Source organism: Protofrankia symbiont of Coriaria myrtifolia, assembly GCF_900634755.1.
GTDB classification, from domain to species: Bacteria; Actinomycetota; Actinomycetes; order Frankiales; family Frankiaceae; genus Protofrankia; species Protofrankia coriariae.
The window spans coordinates 1-20,474 of sequence record NZ_CAAAFS010000015.1 but is presented as its reverse complement, the minus strand read 5'-3'; the positions used below and the strand labels follow the sequence as shown (position 1 = coordinate 20,474).

The 20,474-nt window shown below is 69.7% G+C and carries 13 protein-coding genes and 1 tRNA gene; 4 read left to right on the top strand and 10 right to left on the bottom strand.

Features of this window, described 5'->3' with window-relative positions:
• The 6 genes from CM1CMNOD_RS00595 to CM1CMNOD_RS21325 all read right to left on the bottom strand — a co-directional run.
• Window positions 1–1,231 (bottom strand): serine/threonine-protein kinase (locus CM1CMNOD_RS00595; RefSeq protein WP_242625421.1); only part of this gene is annotated, 1,231 nt, incomplete at its 3' end.
• Between the two features lie 113 nt (window positions 1,232–1,344).
• Entirely contained in the window at window positions 1,345–2,799 is a 1,455-nt protein-coding gene (locus CM1CMNOD_RS00585) for a peptidoglycan D,D-transpeptidase FtsI family protein (RefSeq protein WP_013871745.1), read from the bottom strand.
• The gene (locus CM1CMNOD_RS00580) at window positions 2,796–4,277 is read right to left on the bottom strand and encodes an FtsW/RodA/SpoVE family cell cycle protein (protein WP_013871744.1); all 1,482 of its coding nucleotides are present in this window, start codon (window positions 4,275–4,277) and stop codon (window positions 2,796–2,798) included. The genes CM1CMNOD_RS00585 and CM1CMNOD_RS00580 overlap by 4 nt, the downstream gene beginning before the upstream one ends.
• Before the next feature lie 10 nt (window positions 4,278–4,287).
• Window positions 4,288–5,745: a PP2C family protein-serine/threonine phosphatase gene (locus CM1CMNOD_RS00575; protein WP_013871743.1), complete on the bottom strand. Its 1,458-nt coding sequence runs from the start codon at window positions 5,743–5,745 to the stop codon at window positions 4,288–4,290.
• Window positions 5,742–6,284, bottom strand: coding sequence for an FHA domain-containing protein FhaB/FipA (locus CM1CMNOD_RS00570; RefSeq protein WP_013871742.1), 543 nt, complete (start codon window positions 6,282–6,284; stop codon window positions 5,742–5,744). Before CM1CMNOD_RS00570 ends, CM1CMNOD_RS00575 begins: the two co-directional genes overlap by 4 nt.
• A 6-nt stretch (window positions 6,285–6,290) precedes the next feature.
• On the bottom strand, window positions 6,291–7,898 hold the full coding sequence (locus CM1CMNOD_RS21325; RefSeq protein ID WP_013871741.1) for a DUF3662 and FHA domain-containing protein: 1,608 nt from the start codon (window positions 7,896–7,898) through the stop codon (window positions 6,291–6,293).
• A 116-nt stretch (window positions 7,899–8,014) separates the two neighbouring features.
• Between CM1CMNOD_RS21325 and CM1CMNOD_RS00560 the strand changes: the two genes are divergently transcribed.
• Window positions 8,015–8,097 (top strand) — tRNA-Leu (locus CM1CMNOD_RS00560).
• Between the two features lie 352 nt (window positions 8,098–8,449).
• Window positions 8,450–9,673, top strand: a complete 1,224-nt coding sequence (locus CM1CMNOD_RS00555; RefSeq protein ID WP_131771993.1) for a PP2C family protein-serine/threonine phosphatase — start codon at window positions 8,450–8,452, stop codon at window positions 9,671–9,673.
• 28 nt (window positions 9,674–9,701) lie between these two features.
• Here the strand turns inward: CM1CMNOD_RS00555 and CM1CMNOD_RS00550 are convergent, their stop codons facing one another.
• Window positions 9,702–11,336, bottom strand: a complete 1,635-nt coding sequence (locus tag CM1CMNOD_RS00550; RefSeq protein ID WP_013871739.1) for a Na+/H+ antiporter — start codon at window positions 11,334–11,336, stop codon at window positions 9,702–9,704.
• 827 nt (window positions 11,337–12,163) lie between these two features.
• Here CM1CMNOD_RS00550 and CM1CMNOD_RS00540 point away from each other — a divergent pair.
• Together CM1CMNOD_RS00540 and argS are read left to right on the top strand one after the other, a co-directional pair.
• Window positions 12,164–13,297 carry a fatty acid desaturase family protein gene (locus CM1CMNOD_RS00540; protein WP_013871737.1) on the top strand — a complete coding sequence of 378 codons (1,134 nt, stop codon included), beginning with the start codon at window positions 12,164–12,166 and terminating at the stop codon, window positions 13,295–13,297.
• Window positions 13,298–13,639: 342 nt separating this feature from the next.
• Window positions 13,640–15,364 carry an arginine--tRNA ligase gene (gene argS / locus CM1CMNOD_RS00535; protein ID WP_043602701.1) on the top strand — a complete coding sequence of 575 codons (1,725 nt, stop codon included), beginning with the start codon at window positions 13,640–13,642 and terminating at the stop codon, window positions 15,362–15,364.
• Window positions 15,365–15,455: 91 nt separating this feature from the next.
• On the opposite strand, the gene CM1CMNOD_RS00530 is transcribed toward argS, so the two are convergent.
• From CM1CMNOD_RS00530 to CM1CMNOD_RS00520, 3 genes are all read right to left on the bottom strand, one after another.
• Window positions 15,456–18,323 carry a sensor domain-containing protein gene (locus tag CM1CMNOD_RS00530; RefSeq protein WP_013871735.1) on the bottom strand — a complete coding sequence of 956 codons (2,868 nt, stop codon included), beginning with the start codon at window positions 18,321–18,323 and terminating at the stop codon, window positions 15,456–15,458.
• 255 nt (window positions 18,324–18,578) lie between these two features.
• Entirely contained in the window at window positions 18,579–19,355 is a 777-nt protein-coding gene (locus CM1CMNOD_RS00525; RefSeq protein WP_013871734.1) for an HNH endonuclease family protein, read from the bottom strand.
• 325 nt (window positions 19,356–19,680) lie between these two features.
• Complete coding sequence (locus CM1CMNOD_RS00520) at window positions 19,681–20,031, bottom strand: rhodanese-like domain-containing protein (protein WP_013871733.1); 351 nt, start codon at window positions 20,029–20,031, stop codon at window positions 19,681–19,683.
• Window positions 20,032–20,474 lie beyond the last annotated feature (443 nt).

Genomic DNA, 20,474 nt, shown 5'->3' with positions numbered 1-20,474 from the left:
GGTATCCGCCGCCGGACGTGGGCGGCCGGGGCGGGGTGTCCCAGGCGCCCGGGGGCGTGCCCGCCGACGTCCCCGGCGGTTCCTGGCCAGGCTGACGGCCGTCGTGGGCGGCGCCGGCGTCCCAGGACGGCCGGGCGTCCCGATACGGCCGGTTGTCCTCGGGGAAGCTGTCGTCCCGGGTGTGCCGGCGGGTCCAGGACGGTGGCCGATCCCCGTCGGTCCCCGCCCCGCCCGTGCCCGGCCCGGGTGCTCCCGTCGGTCCGGGCCACCGCCCGGTGGAATCCCCGGCGGGGTCCGGCCGGGGCGCGGGCGCCGGCCCGCCGGCCCGGCGGGTCATGTCCGCGTTCCACAGGTTGCGACGGATCGTGGCGGCGGTGCGGGCGAACGAGCCGGCCGACGACGGCCGCTGGGCCGGGTCCTTGGCCATCGCCGCCTGGACGAGGTTGCGCACCGGCTCGGGGACGTCGGGCGGCAGCGGCGGGGGGTCGTCCTGCTGGTGCGCCATCACGACCACGATCGGGTTGCGGTCGTCGAAGGGCCGCCGGCCGGCCAGGCACTCGTAGGCCACCACGCCGAGGGAGTACACGTCGCTGGCCGGGGTCACCGTCCGGCCGGAGGCCTGCTCGGGGGAGACGTAGTAGGCGGTGCCCATCATGATCCCGGTGGCGGTCAGCGGCGCGGCGTCCACCGCGCGTGCGATCCCGAAGTCGGTGACCTTGATCGCGCCGTCGGTTCGCAGCAGCAGGTTGCCGGGCTTGACGTCCCGGTGCACGACGCCCAGGGTGTGCGCGGCCTGCAGGGCGTCGGCGGCCTGCCCGAGCACGTCCAGGGTCTTCTCCGGGGACAGGCGCTTCTCCCGGTGCAGCAACGCCGACAGGGGCTCGCCCTCGACCAGCTCCATCACCAGATAGGCGGTCGGACGATCACCATCGGTGACGACCTCGCCGTAGTCGTAGACGGACGCCACACCCGGATGCGACACCCGGGCGGCGTGCCGGGCCTCGCCGCGGAAGCGGACCAGGAACAGCTCGTCGCTGGCGTACTCCGGGCGCAGCAGCTTGACGGCGACGGGACGCCCGAGGGTGCGGTCGAGGCCCCGCCACACCTCGCCCATCCCGCCGGTGGCGATACGTCCCTCGAGGAGGTAGCGGCCGTCGAGGACGATGCCCTTTGGCGAGGCGCCGAACGGCTGCGCGGCGGCCGGTGACGAGGCGGGCGCGCCGGGCGGCACGGCCGGCCCGCCCTGCGCCGCAACGCCCGGTCCCGGGGGAACCCGCGGTGCTGGAACGCCCGATCCCGGCAGGCCCGGGCCCGGCCCCGGGACGCCTGGCGGTGGTGGGCCGGTCACTGTCGAACGTCCAATGCTGCCTTCATGACCTGCTGGGCCACGGGCGCGGCGACCGCGCCGCCGGTGCCGAGCTCCCCGCCGCCGTCCTCGACCACGACCGCGACGGCCACGCTCGGGTTGGCGGCGGGCGCGAAGCCGATGAACCAGGCGTGCGGGGGCTCGTTGTCACCGTGTTCGGCGGTGCCGGTCTTGCCGGCGACGGCGATACCGGGGATCCGCGCCTTGCTACCGGTGCCGTTGCTGACCACGCTCTGCATCATCGTGTTCAGGTCGGCTGCGACGTCCGGGCTCACGGGGCGTTTGTAGACCTCCGGCTCGGTGCGGCTGATCGCTTTGAGGTCCGGGCCGAGCAGTTCGGAGACGATGTACGGCCGCATCATCACCCCGTTGTTGCCGATGGCGGCGGCGACCTGGGCCATCTGCAGCGGGGTGACCCGGTCGTCGAACTGCCCGATGGCGGACTGCGCGGTCTGTGCCCCGTCGAGCTGCTGGGGCGGGTACACGCTGGGCACCAGCGGCAGGGGGAAGTCGGGAATGGTGGAGTTGAAACCGAAGGCCTCGGCCTGGGCGCGCAGGGTGTCGTCGGTGAGATCCATGCCGAGCTGGGCGAACGCCGTGTTGCAGGAGATCGTCAGGGCGTGGATGAAGGTGTCTGTCTGGCCGTCCCCGCAGCGTTCGTTGTCGAAGTTCGGCAGCACGGTCCGGCTCTGCGGCAGGGGGAGCGTGTCGGGCGCGGCGATGCGTTCCTCGAGCTGACGGCCGGCGTTGAGCGCGGCCGCCGCGGTGATCACCTTGAAGGTGGAGCCGGGCGGATAGGTCTCCTGGGTCGCGCGGTTGAGCAGCGGCTTGTCCGGGTCGGTGTTGAGCGCCTGGGCAGCTTTGCCGACCGCGGCCTCGTCGTGGCTGGCCAGCGGCGTCGGGTCGTATGTCGGACTGGTCACCATCGCAAGGATCTCGCCGGTCTTCGGGTCGAGCGCCACGACCGCCCCCTTACGGTTGCCGAGCGCGGTGGTCGCGATTTGTTGGATCCGGGGTACCAGCGTGGTGACGATACTGCCACCCCGTTGTTTGCGTCCGGTCACCAGGTCGGAAACCTTGGAAACGAACAGGCGGTCGTCCTCTCCGGAGAGGAAGTCGTTCTGGGAGCGCTCCAGGCCCGCGGAAGTGTACAGACCGTAGTAGCCGGCGACGGCGGAATACAGCTTCCCGGCCGGGTACTGCCGCTGGTACTTGTACTCGTCGTCGGACGGCACCGAGCTCGCGATCGCCTGCCCGCCGGCCACACCGATCCAGCCGCGCTCCCGTTCGAGCCGTTCGGTGATCTGGCGGGCGTTGTTCGGCTCGTGACGCAGTTCACCAGCCTGCTTCGCCTGCAGCCAGTTGGCGTTGACCAGCAGGGCGGTGAACAGCACCAGGCAGGCGACGGCAACCTTGCGGATGGGTGCGTTCACGTCGTCCGCACCGCCTGGGTGGGGCTGTCGGCGACGGCGTTCGGGTCGAACAGCGGCGCGGCCGGGGTGGCCGGGTCGGGCCTGCGGTAGGAGTCGCTGATCCGCAGCAGCAGCGCGATGATGGCCGCGTTCGAGACGATCGAAGAGCCTCCGTAGGAGATGAAGGGCAGGGTCAGACCGGTCAGCGGGATGAGCCGCATGACACCGCCGACCTGCACGAACACCTGGAGGGCGAACGAGGCGGCAAGGCCGGTCGCGAGCATCTTGCCGAACGGGTCACGGGCGCCGAGCGCGGCCCGCAGGCCGCGGGTGACGACCAGTCCGTAGATGACGAGGATAGCCATGATTCCGGCGAGGCCGAGTTCCTCACCGATACTCGCGACGATGAAGTCGGTGTTGGCGAAGGGGACCCGCTGCGGGCTGCCCTGCCCGAGCCCGGTGCCGGTGATCCCGCCGGCGGCGAACCCGAACAGGCCCTGCACCAGCTGGAACGAGGTGCTGGTGGGATTGTCACCGTCGAACGCGTGTAGCCAGCCGTCCACCCGGACCTGGACGTGCCCGAACAACTGGTAGGAGATGACCGCGCCGAGCGAGAACAGGCCGAGCCCGATGAGCGCCCAGGACGCCCGTTCGGTCGCGACGTAGAGGATCACCAGGAACATGCCGAAGAAGAGCAGGGACGAGCCGAGGTCCTTCTCGACGACGAGGACGCCGAGGCTCGCGAGCCAGGCGACGAGCACCGGGCCGAGGTCCCGGGCGCGCGGGAAGTGGATTCCGAGGAAGGAGCGGGAGACCACGGAGAGGACCTCGCGTTTGTTCACCAGGTAGCCGGCGAAGAAGATCATTAAAATGATCTTCGAGATCTCGCTGGGCTGGAAGGTGAACGGCCCGACCCGCAGCCACAGCCGGGCGCCGTTGATGGTCGCGCCGAACACCGGCATCGCGGGCAGCACCAGGAAGACCAGGCCGACCAGCCCCGCCGTGTAGGCGTAGCGCGACAGCGTCTTGTGGTCCCGGATGACCGCCAGCACCAGCACGAAGACGACGAGCGCGAGCAGCGTCCACACCATCTGTAACGGTGCGACGCCGGCTGGTACCTTCCTGCCGGCTTTCTCGGCGGCATCCATCTTGGCCAGGTCCAGCCGGTAGATCATGACGAGGCCGAGGCCGTTGAGGGCCGCGACCAGCGGCAGCAGTATCGGGTCGGCGGCCGGCGCGAACCGGCGCACGGCCAGGTGGGCAATCCCCCACAGCGCGCTGAAGCCCAGGCCGTAGACGAACACCGACGCGGTGATCTTTCCGTCGGCGGCGAGCACGACAGCCGCCAGGGCAGCGGTGGCGAGCAGGCCGGCGAACAACAGCAGGAAGAGTTCTCGCCGACGGTACGGCGGCAGGTGGACACCGGCCGGTACCGGGAACCGGGCGAAGGTTCCCGTGAGATCGACCGCCTTGCCGCGAAGCGGAGGGAGAACAGTCATCCTGTCGGCGTCATCCAGATGTCGGGACCGACGGGGCCGCTGGGATGGGCGGGACGCAGTTCGGGCCAGGGGCGGTGGCACAGAGCGCCGGGGCGGTGGTGGCAACGCCCAGGGGAGCCTGGGCATCCCCGGTGTTCTTCTCCCCGCCGGCGCCCGCCTGCGCCGTGGCGGTCACCGTCAGCGGCGTCGGTGCCGCCGTCGGGGCCCCGGTGGGGTCGGCCGGGTGCGTGACGGCGAACTGCGTCCGCAGCCGCTCGACATAGTCGCGGATCTCGGTGAGGCTGCTGGCCGAGTAGCCGTCCTCCACCTGCAGGCGCCCGTCGTCGTTGAGCTCGCTCAGCGGTAGGGAGTGCTCCTTGAGCCGGTGCAGGGAGAAGCCGGCGATACTCCCCTCGACACCCTCGAAGATCGCTACCTGTTCGCCGTCGACCCCGACGTAGTACCGGCTGTGCAGGTAGAACCAGCCCCAGACGGTCGCGATGGTCAGGACGATCACCGTGCACAGGATGATGAACGCCGGTCGGGGCGGCGGCCGGCGGGCGAGCGGCGGCGAATCCTCGTCCACCACGCTGTCGGAACCCTCGGCACGCGGCGGGGTGGGGCTGTGCCGGCCGATCCGCGCGCCCCTGGCGGCCGGGGAGTCCTGATCGCCGTACCGGGGATTCGGCCCGGTACGGGCGGCCAAGGCTCCCGGCACGGTCTGCTTCTCCGCGGCGGCGCCGGCCACGAGCGGGCGGGCATCGTCATCGGCGTCGTCCTCGACGATGTCGGCGACGACAACGGTGATGTTGTCCGGCCCGCCGCCCTTGAGAGCGAGTTCGACCAGCCGGTCGACGGCCTCCTGAGGCGTCGGTAGCAGCAGCGCCTCACGGATGGTGATTTCCGTCACAACGCCGGACAGTCCGTCGGTGCACAGCAGATAGCGGTCGTCCGGGATCGCCTCCCGGACGGACAGGTCCGGCTCGACGTCGCGGCCGTCGAGCGCACGCATCAGTAACGACCGTTGGGGATGCGTGTCCGCCTGCTCGGCCGTGATCCGCCCCTGGTCGACGAGATCCTGCACCAGCGTGTGATCGTGCGTCACCTGGTTGAGCACCTGGTGCCGCAGCAGATACGCCCGGGAGTCGCCGACGTGCAGCACACCGAGATGGCTCCCCGCGAGCAACAGGGCGGTGACCGTGGTGCCCATACCCTCCAGCGACCCGTCCTTGACGGACATCTCACGCAGCTGGTTGTTGGCCTGGTGCACCGATTCGGTCAGCACCTCCAGGACCGCACCGCTGGCGACGTCGTCGTCCAGAGCGGCCAGCTGGGAGATCACGGTGGAGGAGGCGACCTCCCCGGCCGCGTGACCGCCCATACCGTCGGCCACGGCCAGTAGCCGAGCGCCCGCGTAGGCGGAATCTTCGTTGCCTTCTCGGACGTGGCCGACGTCCGAGCGAACGGCGTAGTGAAGCCTAAGGCTCACCGGTGAAGCTCCAGGACGGTTTTCCCGATCCTGACCGGCGCGCCGAGAGGAACCGGCATGGGACTGGTCACTTTCGTGCGGTCGAGGTAAGTACCGTTGGTCGAGCCCAGATCTTCGACGAACCACTGGCCGTCGTGGGGGACGAGTCTTGCATGTCTCGCGGATGCGAAGTCGTCCTCCAGCACCAGAGTCGAGTCCTGCGCACGTCCGATGGTGACAGGCGTCGGTCCGAGCGGAAGAATCGTCCCCGCGAGATGCCCCTTCGTGACGACCAGCTTGCTCGGTGTGCGCGCCCGCCGGCTGGGAGACGCATTCTGCGGCCCAGCGGGTGGCGCTGCCGGCCGGGCCGGGTGCGCCGACGCCGGCTGCGCGGGCGTTGGACGGCCCAGCCCCTGAACGCTCTGCCGTTGACGCTTCGTCGGCCCGAACATGTCCGCGCGCACCGCACGGACAGCAGCCAGCACGAACAGCCACAACAGCGCCAGGAAGCTGATTTTCACGACCAGGAGGACCAGGTCGCTGGGTCCGGATCCGCTCACGGCGTCCTACCAGGCGCGCTCGTCCGGATCCGCTGCTCCCGGCCCGGCGGGACGGTCACCGTGGGGATCCCGCTCCGGTGGACGCCGGCCCTCCCCAGGGGGGACCCGGCCCGGACGCTGAGTCTCCTGCTCGTACAGGTCGGCGTCGTCCGGCCGCACTGGCGCGGCACCGCGCCGTGGGTCGCCCTGCCGTGGGTCGCCGTAGCCGGGCTGGCCGTCGCGGTAGCCGGGCTGGCCGCCACGACCGGGCGCACCCGCGGCAGGCGTGCCCGGCGGTGTACCCGGGCCGTAGCCGCTCGGCGGAGTACCGGGAGGCCGGCCGCCGAACTGGTCGTACGGGTTGCCGCCACGATACTGGCCCTCCCTCTCCCCGTACGGGTCGTCGTAGCGGGAACCGCCACCATACGGATCCCCCGGTCGACCTCCCGCGGGCTGACCTCTGCCCGGGCGTCCACCGCCCTGGTACGGCGGTTCCGCGGGCGGGGCCGGATAGCCGCCAGGGGGGCCACCTCTACGCGGGTCGTCACGATACGGATCGTCACGATACGGACCCGCCGGCGCGGGCGGGTAGCCGCCGGGCGAACCGCCACGCCGCGGCTCGCCCCGATAGGGATCGCCACCACGGTACGGGTCGCCCCGGTAGGGATCCGCCGGCGGGGGCGAAGGCGGGTAGCCGCCAGGGGAGCCGGGAGGGACGCCATGGCGCGGATCACCGCGGCGGGGCTCGGCAGGCCGGGCCCGCGGGTCACCAGGTGGAGTCGGCGGCACCGGGACGGAAGGATACGCGCCCGCCGGGCCCGGCGGCGCGCCCGCGGGAGCCTGCGCGCCCGCCGGGACACGCCCGGCGGCCCGGCCCCTGTCAGCGCCCCGTGGATCGTCCCGCCGGAAGGTCAGGATCGTCGCGCCCAGCTCGATCTGGTCACCGTTGACGAGCTTCACCTGACTGGCGGCCCGGCCGTTGACGATGCTCCCGTTGGTCGAACCATGATCGATATAGACGAACTGTCCGTCGGGCATCCGACGCACCTCGCCGTGCTGGCGGGACACCCCGGTGTCATTGAGACGGATATCACATTCGACGCTGCGCCCAATGACCGTGACCTCAATGTCCAGCGGGTATTCACGCTCCTCCCCGCTGCCCCGGCCATCAGGCCCCGGCTTGGTCGAGACGACAAGCCGAGGCGCTCCCGGCGGCATCGGCCGCGACCGCCCCGCCGCACGCCTGCCAGCCACCGCGCCGGGATCCGTCGCGGCAACACTGCTACGGATACGGAACACCCCGACATCCAGATCGTCAGCCTCGGCCAGCCGCACCCCCACCGGCCCCACGAACGTGTACCGCTGCTCAGCGGCATGCTCCCGAACCATCTCGGCCAGCTCGTCACAAAGCGCTCGCGTATAAGGAGCGAGCCGGGCGAAGTCGCTGGTGGCAAGCTCGACCGCGAACTCGTTCGGGACGAGCACCCGGTTCGCGCTGCTGGCGCGCCGGTCATCGGTCTCACGAGCCAACGCGCTTGCGATCTCGACCGGCTCGACACCGCCCTTGAAGACCTTGGCGAACGCGCCCTCGACGAGGCCGCCCAGGCGACGCTCAAAGCGCTGTAGCACGCCCATCTCGGCCTCCCCTCCTCCCCCCGGCCTGCTACCGGCACTGAGATCGTATGCTTCCGGTTGAGCGCCGCCCACGGCTCGGGCGGTGTGGATCGCGTGATAGCGTGATAGTCGCACTCGGGCGAGTGGCGGAATGGCAGACGCGCACGGTTCAGGTCCGTGTGTCCTGACGGACGTGGGGGTTCAACTCCCCCCTCGCCCACGAGCTGGCTCGCGCTGGTCGCCCCCTTGCGGGGGCTTCCCCGGGGGGCCGGGATGTCTGCCGGGGGGCCGAGCCCCCCGGCACCCCCCACGGTTTTGTGGTTGGGGTGGCTTGCTGCCCTTTGGGCAGCTTCGCTTCGGACGCCCGTAGCGTCCTTCTGTTTGATCATAGCGTTTTGATGGGAAGCAATCCTCAACAGGAGGTTGTTTCGTGCCATGGTGACACACCGGAGCATCTCAGATTACCATCACCTGTCACGAAGTGTGACCGGAAGAGGTTAAACCACCAGCTGAAGGTGTGAGCCCGGTAGCCTGGCGTGCCGGTTACCGCGGCGCTGACTAGCGTGAGAGGAGTGGCACCTTCTGGAACGGTCGATTTACGGGAGCTGCTGACGGCCGTGGAGCGTGCCGCGCCCGCCGACGCGGTGCACGCGGTGGCAGGTGAGTTGACCCGGATGATCGGCGCGCTTGAGGTCTCCTTCCTGATTGCGGACTATGCGGGCGGTTACCTGGCGCGGTTTCCCAGTGGGGATGGGGCGGGCGGAAACACGATGGAACGGGTGTCGGTGGACGGCACCGTCCACGGGCGGGTGTTGCGGACACAGCGGGTGCGGGTGTGCCGATCCTCGGCCCGGACGAGTGTGTATGTGCCGGTTACAGCCCGCGGCGAGGCGATCGGGGTGCTCGAGGCGCACCTGCCTGCCGGTGCCACCGAGGATGCTGTCGAGACCGTCGCCGGCACGGGGCATGCCCTGGCCTACATTGTGATTACGAACCGGCGGTACACGGATCTGTTCGAGTGGGGCCAGCGTTCCGTCCCGCTCGGGCTGGCGGCGGAGATCCAACGGCGGTTGCTGCCGGAGTCGTTCACCTGTGAGGGTGCGCAGGCGACGGTGGCCGGCTGGGTGGAGCCCGCGGAATCCGTGGCAGGGGACACCTTCGACTACAGCTTCGGGCGTTCCCAGCTGTATGTGTCACTCACCGACGCGATGGGACACGAGCTGGCGGCGGCGCTGCTGGCGACCTTGCTGGTGGGTAGCCTGCGCAACGTCCGCCGTGGTGGCGGGGATCTCGCAGAGCAGGTCGTGCGGGCGAACACGATGATGGCGGCGCACATTCGGCCCGACCAGTTCGTCACCGGTCTGCTGCTGCAGGTCGATCTGTCCACCGGGGTCGTCAGCGTGGTGAACGCCGGGCATGTGCCGTTCTACCGTCTGCGGGACGGTGTTGCGAAGACGGTGTCCTTTCCGGCGGATCCGCCGTTCGGCATGTTCGCGGAGACTCGTTACCGTACGCACAGCCTTCGGCTGCGGCCCGGTGATCGGCTGGTGCTGGTCACCGACGGTATCGTGGAGCGTAACGCCGCACGGGTCGATCTGCCCGTGGTGCTGGTCGAGACGCGGGGTCTGCATCCACGGGAACTCGTCCAGGACCTCACCGGCAGGATCGTGCGAGCCGTGAAGGGCAGGCTGGCCGACGACGCGTCGGTCTTCTGTCTGGACTGGTACGGCGGCGGCGAACGTATGCGGAACGTCTCCAGCGGCGCGGACGCCAGCCGTGCGTCCGCCGCGACCTGAGGGGCCGTTTCAGCTCTGAGGGGCCGTTTCAGCTCTGAGGGGCCGTTTCAGCATGGCGCGGGGGCCTGGGCACGGGCGGCGGCAGCGCCCCCTCCTCGCGATCGAGTTCGTTCTCCAGCAGCCGGAGGCTGCTGTCAGGCAGGTTCCCGGTGTCCCGCCAGAGCAGCAGTTCGTCCCGCTCCGCCTCGATCATGGTTCGGCGGACGTGACCGAACACGGCGCTGGCGCTCTCGGCCGCGGGGCTGGCCGTGGTGTCCACAGCCAGCGCCGCGAGGATGTCCTCGCTCCGTCTCCTGCGGATGTCCGCGATGTTCCGCAGTCGTTCGACGATGTCCTCGGGGACCGACTCGCGGTTCTGGAGTGACTCGAGCGCCCGCAGCCCCGCGTCCGCCGCCGCGATCCGTGCCCGTGCGCGCAGGCGCTGGTCCTCGCCCAGGTCGGGTCGTAGCCCCAGCCACCGAAGCAGCGGTCCGAAGGTGAGTCCCTGACCGACGAGTGTGACCAGCACCGTGACGTACGCGCAGAACAGCAGCAGGTCGTGGTGCGGGAAGGGGGCGCTGCCGGCGGACGGCGGCAGGGCGAAGACGGCGGCGAGGGAGATCACCCCGCGCATGCCCGTCCAGGACAGAGCGGTCAGTTCACGGCCGTCGAGGTTCGGGTGCGGCGAGAGGATCCGCAGCCGCACGGGCAGCAGGGTGGGCAGCAGCAGCCACAGGGGGCGTAGCAGCACGATCGAGGCGATCGTGACCGTCGTCGCGGTGACCACCGTGCTGACCGGATACTTCTGGATGTTGTGGAGGACGGCGGGTAGCTGCTGGCCGATGAGGAGGAAGACGAATCCCTCCAGTAGGAGGTCGACGAGGTGCCAGACGGCCACGGCGTGCAGGCGCGCGGGCCCGGACTGCAGCCGCCGTGACCGGTGGCCCAGGACCAGGCCCGCGACCACCACGGCGAGGACACCGGAGCTGTGGGAGGCCTCCGCCGGCAGGTAGGCCAGGAACGGGGTTGCCAGCGAAAGAGTGGTCTCCACCACGGGTTCCTCCAGCCGGCGACGGATCAGGCCGACGATCCAGGCGACGGCGAGGCCGAACGCGATACCCCCGGCGAGGGCCAGGACGAACCGTCCCAGCACGGACGGCACGTCGAAACCCCCGCCGACCAGGGCGGCCACCGCCACCGTGTACACGGTCAGAGCCGTCGCGTCGTTGAGGAGGCTCTCCCCTTCGATCACGGTACGCAGCCGTTCGGGCAGACCCAGCCGCCGTCCGATGGACAGCGCCGAGACGGGGTCCATCGGAGCCAGCGCGGCGCCGAGAGCGCAGGCGGCCGCGAATGACAGACCGGGCACGACCGCTGCCAGCAGGTAGCCCGTGAGCAGAGCGGTTGCTATGATCATCAGGACGGACAGTGAGATCACGGTCCGGAGGTTCGCGCGGATCCCCGTCAGGCTCGAGTTCAGCGCCGCGGAGTACAGCAGCGGCGGCAGGACCAGGACGAGGACGACCTCGGAGTCCAGCGTGATGTTCGGACCGGGCAGTACGGCGTACAGGATGCTGACGGCGACGAGCAGGACCGGCGCCGGCAGGCCGACCCTCCGCGCGACCAGGGCCGCAAGAATGATCATTCCCGCGCCCAGCAGCCCGTAGGCGACGTCGACCAGCACTGTCCACTCCACCCTCCGGCGTCCGCCGTGTGCGTCGCCTACCTGGACGTCCGGATGAATTCGTCACGGTCCGTATGAGATCGACGAGTTCGGGATCGGCGTAGGCCCGCTCGCCGGCCGTCCGGCACGGCGCGTGTCCCCGGTTACGAGGCGGACGAGACGGATCGCGGGTCCGTCACGCGGAAGGAATTCCCTTGGAGGCGGGTGGATGACGGCCGGTGGCCCACCAACGCCGACTACGTTTCGCGATCGGCCGCACCGTTCACGAGCCAGAGCTCCACGTCGCAGGCACGCCACAGACTGAAGTGGGGGATCTCCTGGGCGGGATCGGGAAAGTCCGGTCGACGGGAGAGAAGCCGTGCCCGTTGTACGGAGATACCCAGTCTCTGAGCGATGTCCCCGGTCGTCCACAGTTGTCTGTCGCCCATTCCACCACCGTACGGCAGTACACCCGGCTCACTCCCGCGGATGCGCGGCACGGACAGGGCTGGTCGATTCCGATATAGAGGTAAAGGGAATGAATTCTTGTGGAATGCGTCCATCGACACTCCTCGGTCTCGCCAGCGGCCATGGCAGACAAGATCTATGTTGCTTAAAGTGATTGGACTTTCTACTGTTAGTAATAACTGGCCTGTCTGCTGTCGGATGAGGCGCAGGTCGGGAAGATCTGTTTTTCCGGCCGTGTATCGGGCGGAGCTCGCACCATTCCCGACCTCCGACGATCGGGAGGAAGCGCACGGTGGTAGTCGGGAGGTTCCCGCGCGAGGTTGCGATCTTGTTGACGACACTATGTAGGAGAGAGACGACACTCTGTAGGAGAGATGCGTATGGAAGGCACGACCCAGCTCACCGCTGTGGATGTCGAGGAGTTCGGTCGTGCGCTCGACCGGCTCCGCGAGGAGATCCTGGCCGGTCTGGGGGAGGACGACGCCCGCTACATCCGCCGGGTGATCACCGTTCAGCGGAGTCTGGAGGCGGGTGGACGGGCGGTCATGTTCGCCTCCCTGCTGCCCCCGGCGTGGCTGGCGGGCACCGCGATGCTGGCCACTGCCAAGATCCTGGAGAACATGGAGATCGGGCACAACGTTCTGCACGGGCAGTGGGACTGGATGCGCGACCCCGAGATCCACTCCACTGCCTGGGAGTGGGACTCCGCGTCTCCCGCCGAGCAGTGGAAGCATTCCCACAACTATGTGCACCACACCTATACGAACGTTCTCGGCAAGGACCGGGACATTGGCTACAGCGCGCTGCGGGTCCACCCGGAGCAGCCCTGGCATCCCGTCTACCTCGCCCAGCCGCTGTACAACCTGATGCTTGCAATGGTCTTCGAGTGGGGAATAGCGATCTACGACTCCGAACTCGAACGTGCCTGGCGGGGCGAGAAGAGCTGGGCCGAGACCCTGGCTCAGCTGTCGACAGCGCTGCGGAAGGGAGGACGTCAGGTGTTCAAGGACTATGTGGCCTTCCCGCTGCTCGCCGGTCCGGCTTTCCTGCCCGTTCTGTTCGGTAACCTCACCGCCAACACCATCCGCAACCTCTGGGCTCATATGATTATCTTCTGTGGTCACTTCCCGGAAGGGGCCGAGATTTTCACCGAGGAGCAGATCGAGGGGGAGACCCGCGGTGAGTGGTACCTGCGGCAGATGTTGGGCTCGGTCAACATCGAGGGCTCTGCGTTGTTCCATGTCCTGAGCGGGAACCTGAGTTTTCAGATCGAACACCACCTTTTTCCCGATCTACCCAGCAACCGGTATGCCCAGATCGCGCCGGAGGTACGCGCCCTGTGTGCACGTTTCGGTCTTCCCTACAACACCGGACCGTTGCTGCGGCAGACGTCCAGCGTGTGGAAGCGCATTCTGCGACTGGCGCTTCCAGGCCTCGCTCGACGGCCTGTCGAAACCGACAAAAACGAAGAAGTCGGTGCGGTGGAATCGCGGGGGGTGTTCTCCGCGGCCTGATCGGATCTCCATCCCGGCCACTGCCGCACGGGCCGCCGCGACAGCCGGGGCTGTGTGGGCTGTAACCGCGGTCATGACAGGCCGGCGCGGACCTCTTCGTCCATCACAGCGCCCGTCCCGAAAGCCGACCGGAACGTATAGCCGACAACCCGCCACGGTGCCGTCGGCCCGTCCCGTCGAGAGCATGGTTGAGATCCGCGCCCGGGAGCGCTCGAGCTCCTCGAAGCTGAGCCTCCTCGAAGTGGGCATCGCGGACCCGGCCGGCGGGCACGTGGCGCGGATCGGTGGGTGCGGCCGCGCACGGCGGTCCGGGCCGGGCGCCGAGTCGGTAGATTCACGGGCGTGACGAGCCTGGAACGTCTTCTCGACGAGCGGTTGGGTGCGGCCTTCACGGCCGTTGCCGGCGAACAGGTCGATCCCGCCATCCGACGGTCGCAGCGAGCGGACTACCAGGCGGACGCGGCCCTCTCACTGGCCCGCCGTCTTCGTCGCAATCCGCGTGACATCGCCGCCGAGGTGGTCCGGGCCGCCGAACTCGACGACCTGTGCGAGACGGTCGAGGTGGCCGGGCCGGGGTTCATCAACCTGCACCTGGCCGCGTCCGCGCTGGAGCGCCTGCTCGGGGAGGTGTTCGGCGACGAGCGGCTCGGCGTCGCGCCGGTGCCCGAGCCCGAGGTGGTCGTCGTCGACTATTCCGGGCCGAACGCCGCCAAGGAGATGCACGTCGGCCATCTCCGGTCGACGATCATCGGGGACGCGGCGGTGCGGCTGCTGAGCTGGCTGGGCCATCAGGTCGTCCGGCAGAACCACATCGGGGACTGGGGCACGCCGTTCGGCATGCTGGTCGAGCATCTGCTCGACATCGGCGAGTCCGAGGCCGCCCACGAGCTTTCCGTCGGCGATCTCAACGCCTTCTACAGGGCCGCCCGGGTGAAGTTCGACGCGGACGAGGCGTTCAAGGAGCGTTCCCGGCTACGGGTCGTCCGGCTCCAGGCCGGCGACCCGACGACACGCCGGCTCTGGCACGTGCTGGTCGGCGAGTCCAAGAAGTACTTCCTGACCGTCTACTCCCAGCTCGGCGTGCTGCTCACCGAGGCGGACTTCCGGGGGGAGAGCTCCTACAACGACCAGTTGGGCCCGGTCGTCGACGAGCTGACCGAGCTGGGGCTGCTGCGGCTGAGCGACGGCGCCCTGTGTGCCTTCCCGGAAGGGTTCAAGAACCGGGACGATGAGCCCCTGCCGCTCATCGTGCGCAAACGGGACGGCGGTTACGGGTATGCGACCACCGATCTGGCGACGATTCGTCACCGGATCCGTGACCTGCACGCGACCCGGCTGCTCTACGTGGTGGGGCTGCCGCAGTACCAGCACTTCGAGATGATCTACGAGGTGGCTCGGGAGGCCGGTTGGCTGCGCGCGCCCGTGCGGGCCGAGCACATCGGGCACGGGTCGATCCTGGGCGCCGACGGCAAGATGCTGCGGACCCGGGCCGGCGACTCCGTGAAGCTCGTCGCCCTGTTGGAGCAGGCCGTTTCCCGAGCAGCCGACGTCATCGCCGTGAAGAATCCCGGGTTGGACGCTCAGACCCGCGCGCAGGTCGCCCAGGCGATCGGGATCGGTGCCGTGAAGTACGCGGACCTCTCGACCGACCGGTCAAAGGACTACGTCTTCGACCTGGACCGCATGCTGGCTTTCGATGGCAACACCGCACCCTATCTGCAGTACGCCCACGCGAGGATCTGCTCGGTGTTCCGCCGGGCCGGGCTCACGTATCCGGTCGCCGCCGCCGACATCCGGATCGGCGAGCCCGAGGAACGTCACCTCGCCGTTCAGCTGCTCAGCTTCGGCGACGTGGTCGAGGGCATTGTCGACTCGCTCGAGTTCCACCGGCTGGCGGGTTATCTTTTCAGCCTGGCGACCGCTTTCACGAATTTCTACGAGAAATGCCCTATTCTCCGTGCCGAGGAGCCGGTCCGCACCAGCCGGGTCGCCCTGTGCGACCTGACCCGGCGCGCCCTCGCGACCGGCCTGGGCCTGCTCGGTATCACCGCGCCCGAGCGGATGTGACCGGATTTCCCGGCCACAGGTCATGATCCCTGGCTGGTGGCCGCGGCCGCCGGGGCCGACCATGGCCGACCGTGGCCGTGGACCCGGCTCGTCACGGCTGGCCGGCGGCGGCTGTCTGCCGGGCGGGCAGGCGCGGTTCGGGGCGGGCGAAGTAGTCGCCCTGCACGAGGTCGCAGCGCAGATCGGTGAGTGCGGCAAGCTGCTCGGGGGTCTCCACCCCCTTCGCGATGGCGGTCATGCCGAGGGCGTGGGCCAACTGGATGCCGGCGGCGGCGATGGCGTAGGAGGCGGGATCGTCGATCAGCCCGCCGATGAACCGGCGGTCGATTTTCAGACCGTCGAGCGGCAGGCCGCGCAGCCGGGTGAGGGACAGATGGCCGGTGCCGAAGTTGTCAACGTGGATGGCGACGCCGAGGGCGTGCACGGCTTGTAGGGCGGCGGTGACGGTCTCGTCGTTGTCTCTGAGGTCGCTCTCGGTGATTTCGAGGCAGAGATGGTACCGGTGGTCGGCGTTGGTGATCCGCAGGAGCGCCTCGAGGTCGGGTAGGAAACCGGGGTCGGTGAACTGGCGGATGGAGACGTTGACGCTGATGTGCGGCCGGCGTGCCGGCGGCGGGCCCGCCGCCCAGGCAGCGGCCCAGGCAGCCGCGGTGTGGCAGGCGGTGCGCAGAGCCCACCGGTCCAGCGGGACGACTATCCCGGTCTCCTCTGCGAGGGGGAGGAACGCCTCGGGATACAGCAGGCCGCGTTCGGGATGCTGCCAGCGCAGGAGGGCCTCGGCTCCGACGACCTCACCACCGAGGCTGACGACGGACTGGTAGCGCAACTGGAGGCCGTCCGTGTCGAGAGCGTTACGCAGGTCGTTCTCGATGGTGAGCCTGTCCAGGGACGCGTTGCGCATGCTCTCCTCGAAGAGCAGGTAGCGGCCGCGGCCCTGGTGTTTGGCGCCGTACATGGCGATGTCGGCGGCCTGTAGCAGGCCGCTGGGGTCGGGGATGTCCGGCCCGGACAGGGCGACGCCGACGCTGGCGCTGACACTCACCTGGCACCCGTCGAGGATCATGGGTTCGGAGAGGGCGCTCACGACCCGTTCGGCGATGGCGCACAGGGCGGTTTCCGTCAGGATCTTTTCGCAGACGACGGCGAACTCGTCGCCGGAGAGGCGGGCGACGGTGTCCCCGGGCCGGACGGCGCCCCGCAGGCGGGTGGCGACCTCGCACAGCAGCCGGTCGCCGATGTGATGCCCCAGCGAGTCGTTGACACCCTTGAAGCCGTCGAGGTCGACGAACAGGAGCCCGGTTCGGAGCTGCCAGCTCTGCTTCGATCGGCCCCGCTTCGACCTGCCCTGGGCTTGATGATCATTCTCCGGACGGCCCTGCTTCAGGGCCTGGCCGAGCCGCTCGAACAGCGCGGTGCGGTTGGCCAGCCCGGTGAGCTCGTCGTGCAGGGCACGGTGGTTGGCGTCGCGTTCGACCTGGTGCCGGATGGCCGCCGCGCTCAGCACGGTTGCGACCGTCCGCACGAACTCGACCTCGCGATCGGTGAACGAGCCGGAGCTGCCGGAGCTGGAGGCGGAGCCGGACGTGCCGGTGGCGTCTGCCACGGGCACGATCGGCCCTTCCAGACGGTCCGGAAAGGTGCCGGCCGGGCCGGGAGGGCCGGACGCGGCCGGCGGCGCGCCGCGGTAGACCGTGAGGATCGCGGTCGGGTCGTCGGGCCGGCCGATCGGGATCGCCAGACCGGAGCGTCCACCGGAGGGCGCCCCCTGGCCGTCGTCCCGCCGCTGCGCTGGGCCCTGCCCGTTGCGCGTGCCCTGCTGGTCCTGAAAATCCTGCTGGTCCCGGAAACCTAGCTGGTTGTGCGGGCCTGCCCGCCGCGGCGAGTCCTGCCGGTCGGAGGTGGGGAGGCGGTCGAAGGTGGGAAGGCGGTCGGCGTGGACGGGGCCGCAGGTCGCGAGCGCCGACGTGACCAGGATGCCGGGTTCGGGCGGCGTCCCAACGACCGCGGCCAGGCACGGCCCGGCGTGCCCGGGAGGCAGTTCGTGCACGGTGACGGCGTCCGCGCGCAGATGGTCGGCGACCATCTGCGCGGCGGCGCGCCACAGCGGCTGCGGATCGGGGTTGTGCAGGGAGCGCTCTCCCAGCTCCGCCACGATCGCCTGTTCGGCTGAGCGGACCCGCAGTTCCGCCAGTGCCTGCTCGCGCTCGGTGACGTCGGTGGCGACCATCGCCACCGACGTCACGGTGCCGTCCGCGGCGGACAGGGGCACCGCGTGGATGTCGTAACGGCGTCCAGCCGCCTCGATGACACCTGACACGCGCTTGCCGGAGTGCGCAGCCCGGCGGGCCATGCGCCGGATCGTCACGTCCTCGAAGGCCGCCCCCCCGGAGGTCATGTCCTTGGAGGCGTCGGGACCCCTGGGCGTGTCGAAGGAGCCGAGGGCTTCGAGGGCCTCGGACGCCGACGGCCGCGAGGCGCCCGCATGGTCGACGTCCCGCCCGCCTCCGGCGTGCTCGACGCGTCCGATCCGGTCTAGGAGGAACAACGTTACCGGCGCGTTCTCCAGCAGCAGTCGCAGGTGGTGGCGGGCGGTCACCTCCCGGGTGATGTCCTGGAACTGGACGAGATGGTGGGGCCGTGGGTCGGAGCCGTCCCGCAGGAGTGTGGTGATGGCCAGGGCGTGGACCATCGAGCCGTCCGGGCGGACGAACCGGATCACGTCCTGCTGGCCATCGCGACAGCCGACCGCGTGGGGTGACGTGTCGTCCGGTCGTTTCGCCCGCTCGCCCGGGTGGATCAGCGCGTCCCAGGCTGTGTGGAGGAGCTCCGCCTCGCCACGGCCGAGGATCTGGCAGGCGGCCGTGTTCACCCGCCACACCAGATTATCGACTACACCGACGAGCGCCATTCCGATCTGTAGCCGGTCGAACAGATCGAGGCGATCCCCCTCCGGTCCCACCGGTTCCTCACCTACTCACCCGTGTCTGCCTCACCCGTGTCGGTTCTCGACTGCCTCCGCCTGATCGAACGTATCCCGGGAAGAAGCCAGAGTCTTTCTGGTAACAGAAAAGTTAACTGTACTCGCTTGGTGGCCTGATGTGACGAGTGTGACGTGGATGCGATCGTCCGGGTCGTTACGGTGATCATCTATCTGATGCGTGATCGCTGACCGGGCGCGACAGCCCCACCGGCCGGCTGGTCGGCTGGTCGGCCGTCAGCGGGTCTGCGTCGTGCCGAGCACGGGCTGGTCCGGGCAGCCGCTCAGGATTTTGATCATTGCTTCCCGCTCGGCCGCGTCCACCCACAGGCCGTAGCGGGCCTTCACCCCGATCTGCCGGGCCACGTACTGGCAGCGGTATCCCCGGTTCGGAGGCAGCCACTGTGCGGCGTCGTCGTCGCTCTTGTCCTGGTTCGTCGGACCGTTGACGGCAAGCAGGTTCTCCGGATCGTTGGCGAACGCCAGCCGCTTGTCCGGCGACCAGAAGGCAGCCCCGGTCCGCCAGGCGTCCGCCAGCGCCACCACATGGTCGATCTGGACGGCGCTCGCGGACCGTGAACGGTCGAAGCGGACGATCCGGTTGGTGTACGGATCCCTTAGCTCACCGGTCAGCACTGTGCACGAGTTCCGCCGCACGGTCACCAGCGTCAGGTCGCGGTGCAGGATGTCGTTGCGCGTGTCACAGCCGTTGCCGTCGACGTCCGACCAGGCGGCGCCGAACTCGTCCCGCCGGTACGGCGGCGATGTCGTGGCCGGGTGCACCGGGATCGACTGGAGGGTGGCGACGGCGGTTCCGACGGTGACGACCTGGCCGCGTCCGCCGGCCGTCCCGCCGGAGCCCGCGGGCGATCCCGCGCCGTCGAGCGTCCCGCATCCGGTCAGGGCAAGAAACACGCTGAGGCAGAGCGCAACAGCCGCTGACAGGATTCGTGCCCGGCCGTTGGCCGGGACACCTCGCGCCGCGGTGCCGCGGACCACGGTGTCGCGGACCACGGTGTTCCGGATCGGGCCCCCGTCGGCCGTGGCGTCGTGGGCCGCGCTTCCATGGGCAGTGACGCCGGCAGCCGCGGTGCCACCCCGCCCGCGGCGCCGGCCTCGGCTGCCTGGCTCCGCGTGGCCCTGGTCTCCACGGCTTTGATCCGCATGACCTTGATCATGATCTGCCGGCGGTCGGAGACGCGGCACTGACGCGGCGGGGGTCATAACGCCAGTTTCCCGCCGTCCAGCGCCCGTGCCGGTGAGATGGCGCCGGTTGTGGACAGGAGTGTTGTGGACGCACCCGCCGCCGGCCTGGCCACGGGGAGCCGGCCGGATACCGTCAGATCACGGCCGGGGGATGCGGTGCGTTGTTCACCATCGGACGGCCCGAGGCGTCCCAGGCGATCATTCCACCGTCCAGGTTGCGGGCCTGCCAGCCGCCGCGGTGCAGGTAGGCCGTGACCGCGGCCGAACGCTGCCCGGAGCGGCAGATCACCACCACGTCCCGGTCGCGCGGCACCTCTTCGATGCGCTCGAGGAGCTCACCCATGGGGATGTGGACCGCTCCGGCGATATGCCCCGCGTCCCACTCCTCCGCCTCCCGGACGTCGAGGAGCAGCGGCCCGACGTCCGGCGTGACCGTCGCCAGAAGTTGATCTACTGTGACCGAAGGTATCTGATCCGAACCCACGCGGCCATCCTGCCATCCGCCCGGCGTCCCGTGGCGTTGGCTACCGGACAGGCGGCTACCGGACAGGCGGTCATCACGTGATGGCCGCTGGACAGGTGGTCACGGCACAGGTGGCCGCCGGACATTGCGCGGGACATGATCCCGGGGATTTGGGCCTGCCGGCGGCGCGAGAGAGGCATGGTCGCTCCGTCTTTGGTCCCTCGGCCGGCCGGCTGTGGTCACGAGGACGCTTTTTCGCCCGCAGCGACGAGGCCCGTGGTGGGACTGTGATTACCGTGGAATCGCTCGATGTCGAATCATCAGGATGCGGAGCGGACGGGCCGTGGCTCACCTGCCCGTGGTGCGGCGGGATCGTACCGCTGGCACATCTCGTCCCAGGGGACGACGAACCATACGCACGGGTTGCCGTCTGTGACTCGTGCGGACGCCGGGTCATGTTCCTC

Excerpts from the sequence above, each read along its gene's own strand:
- CM1CMNOD_RS00580 (WP_013871744.1), bottom strand. The coding sequence starts at position 4,277 with ATGACTGTTCTCCCTCCGCTTCGCGGCAAGGCGGTCGATCTCACGGGA.
- CM1CMNOD_RS21325 (WP_013871741.1), bottom strand. The coding sequence starts at position 7,898 with ATGGGCGTGCTACAGCGCTTTGAGCGTCGCCTGGGCGGCCTCGTCGAG.
- CM1CMNOD_RS00540 (WP_013871737.1), top strand. The coding sequence starts at position 12,164 with ATGGAAGGCACGACCCAGCTCACCGCTGTGGATGTCGAGGAGTTCGGT.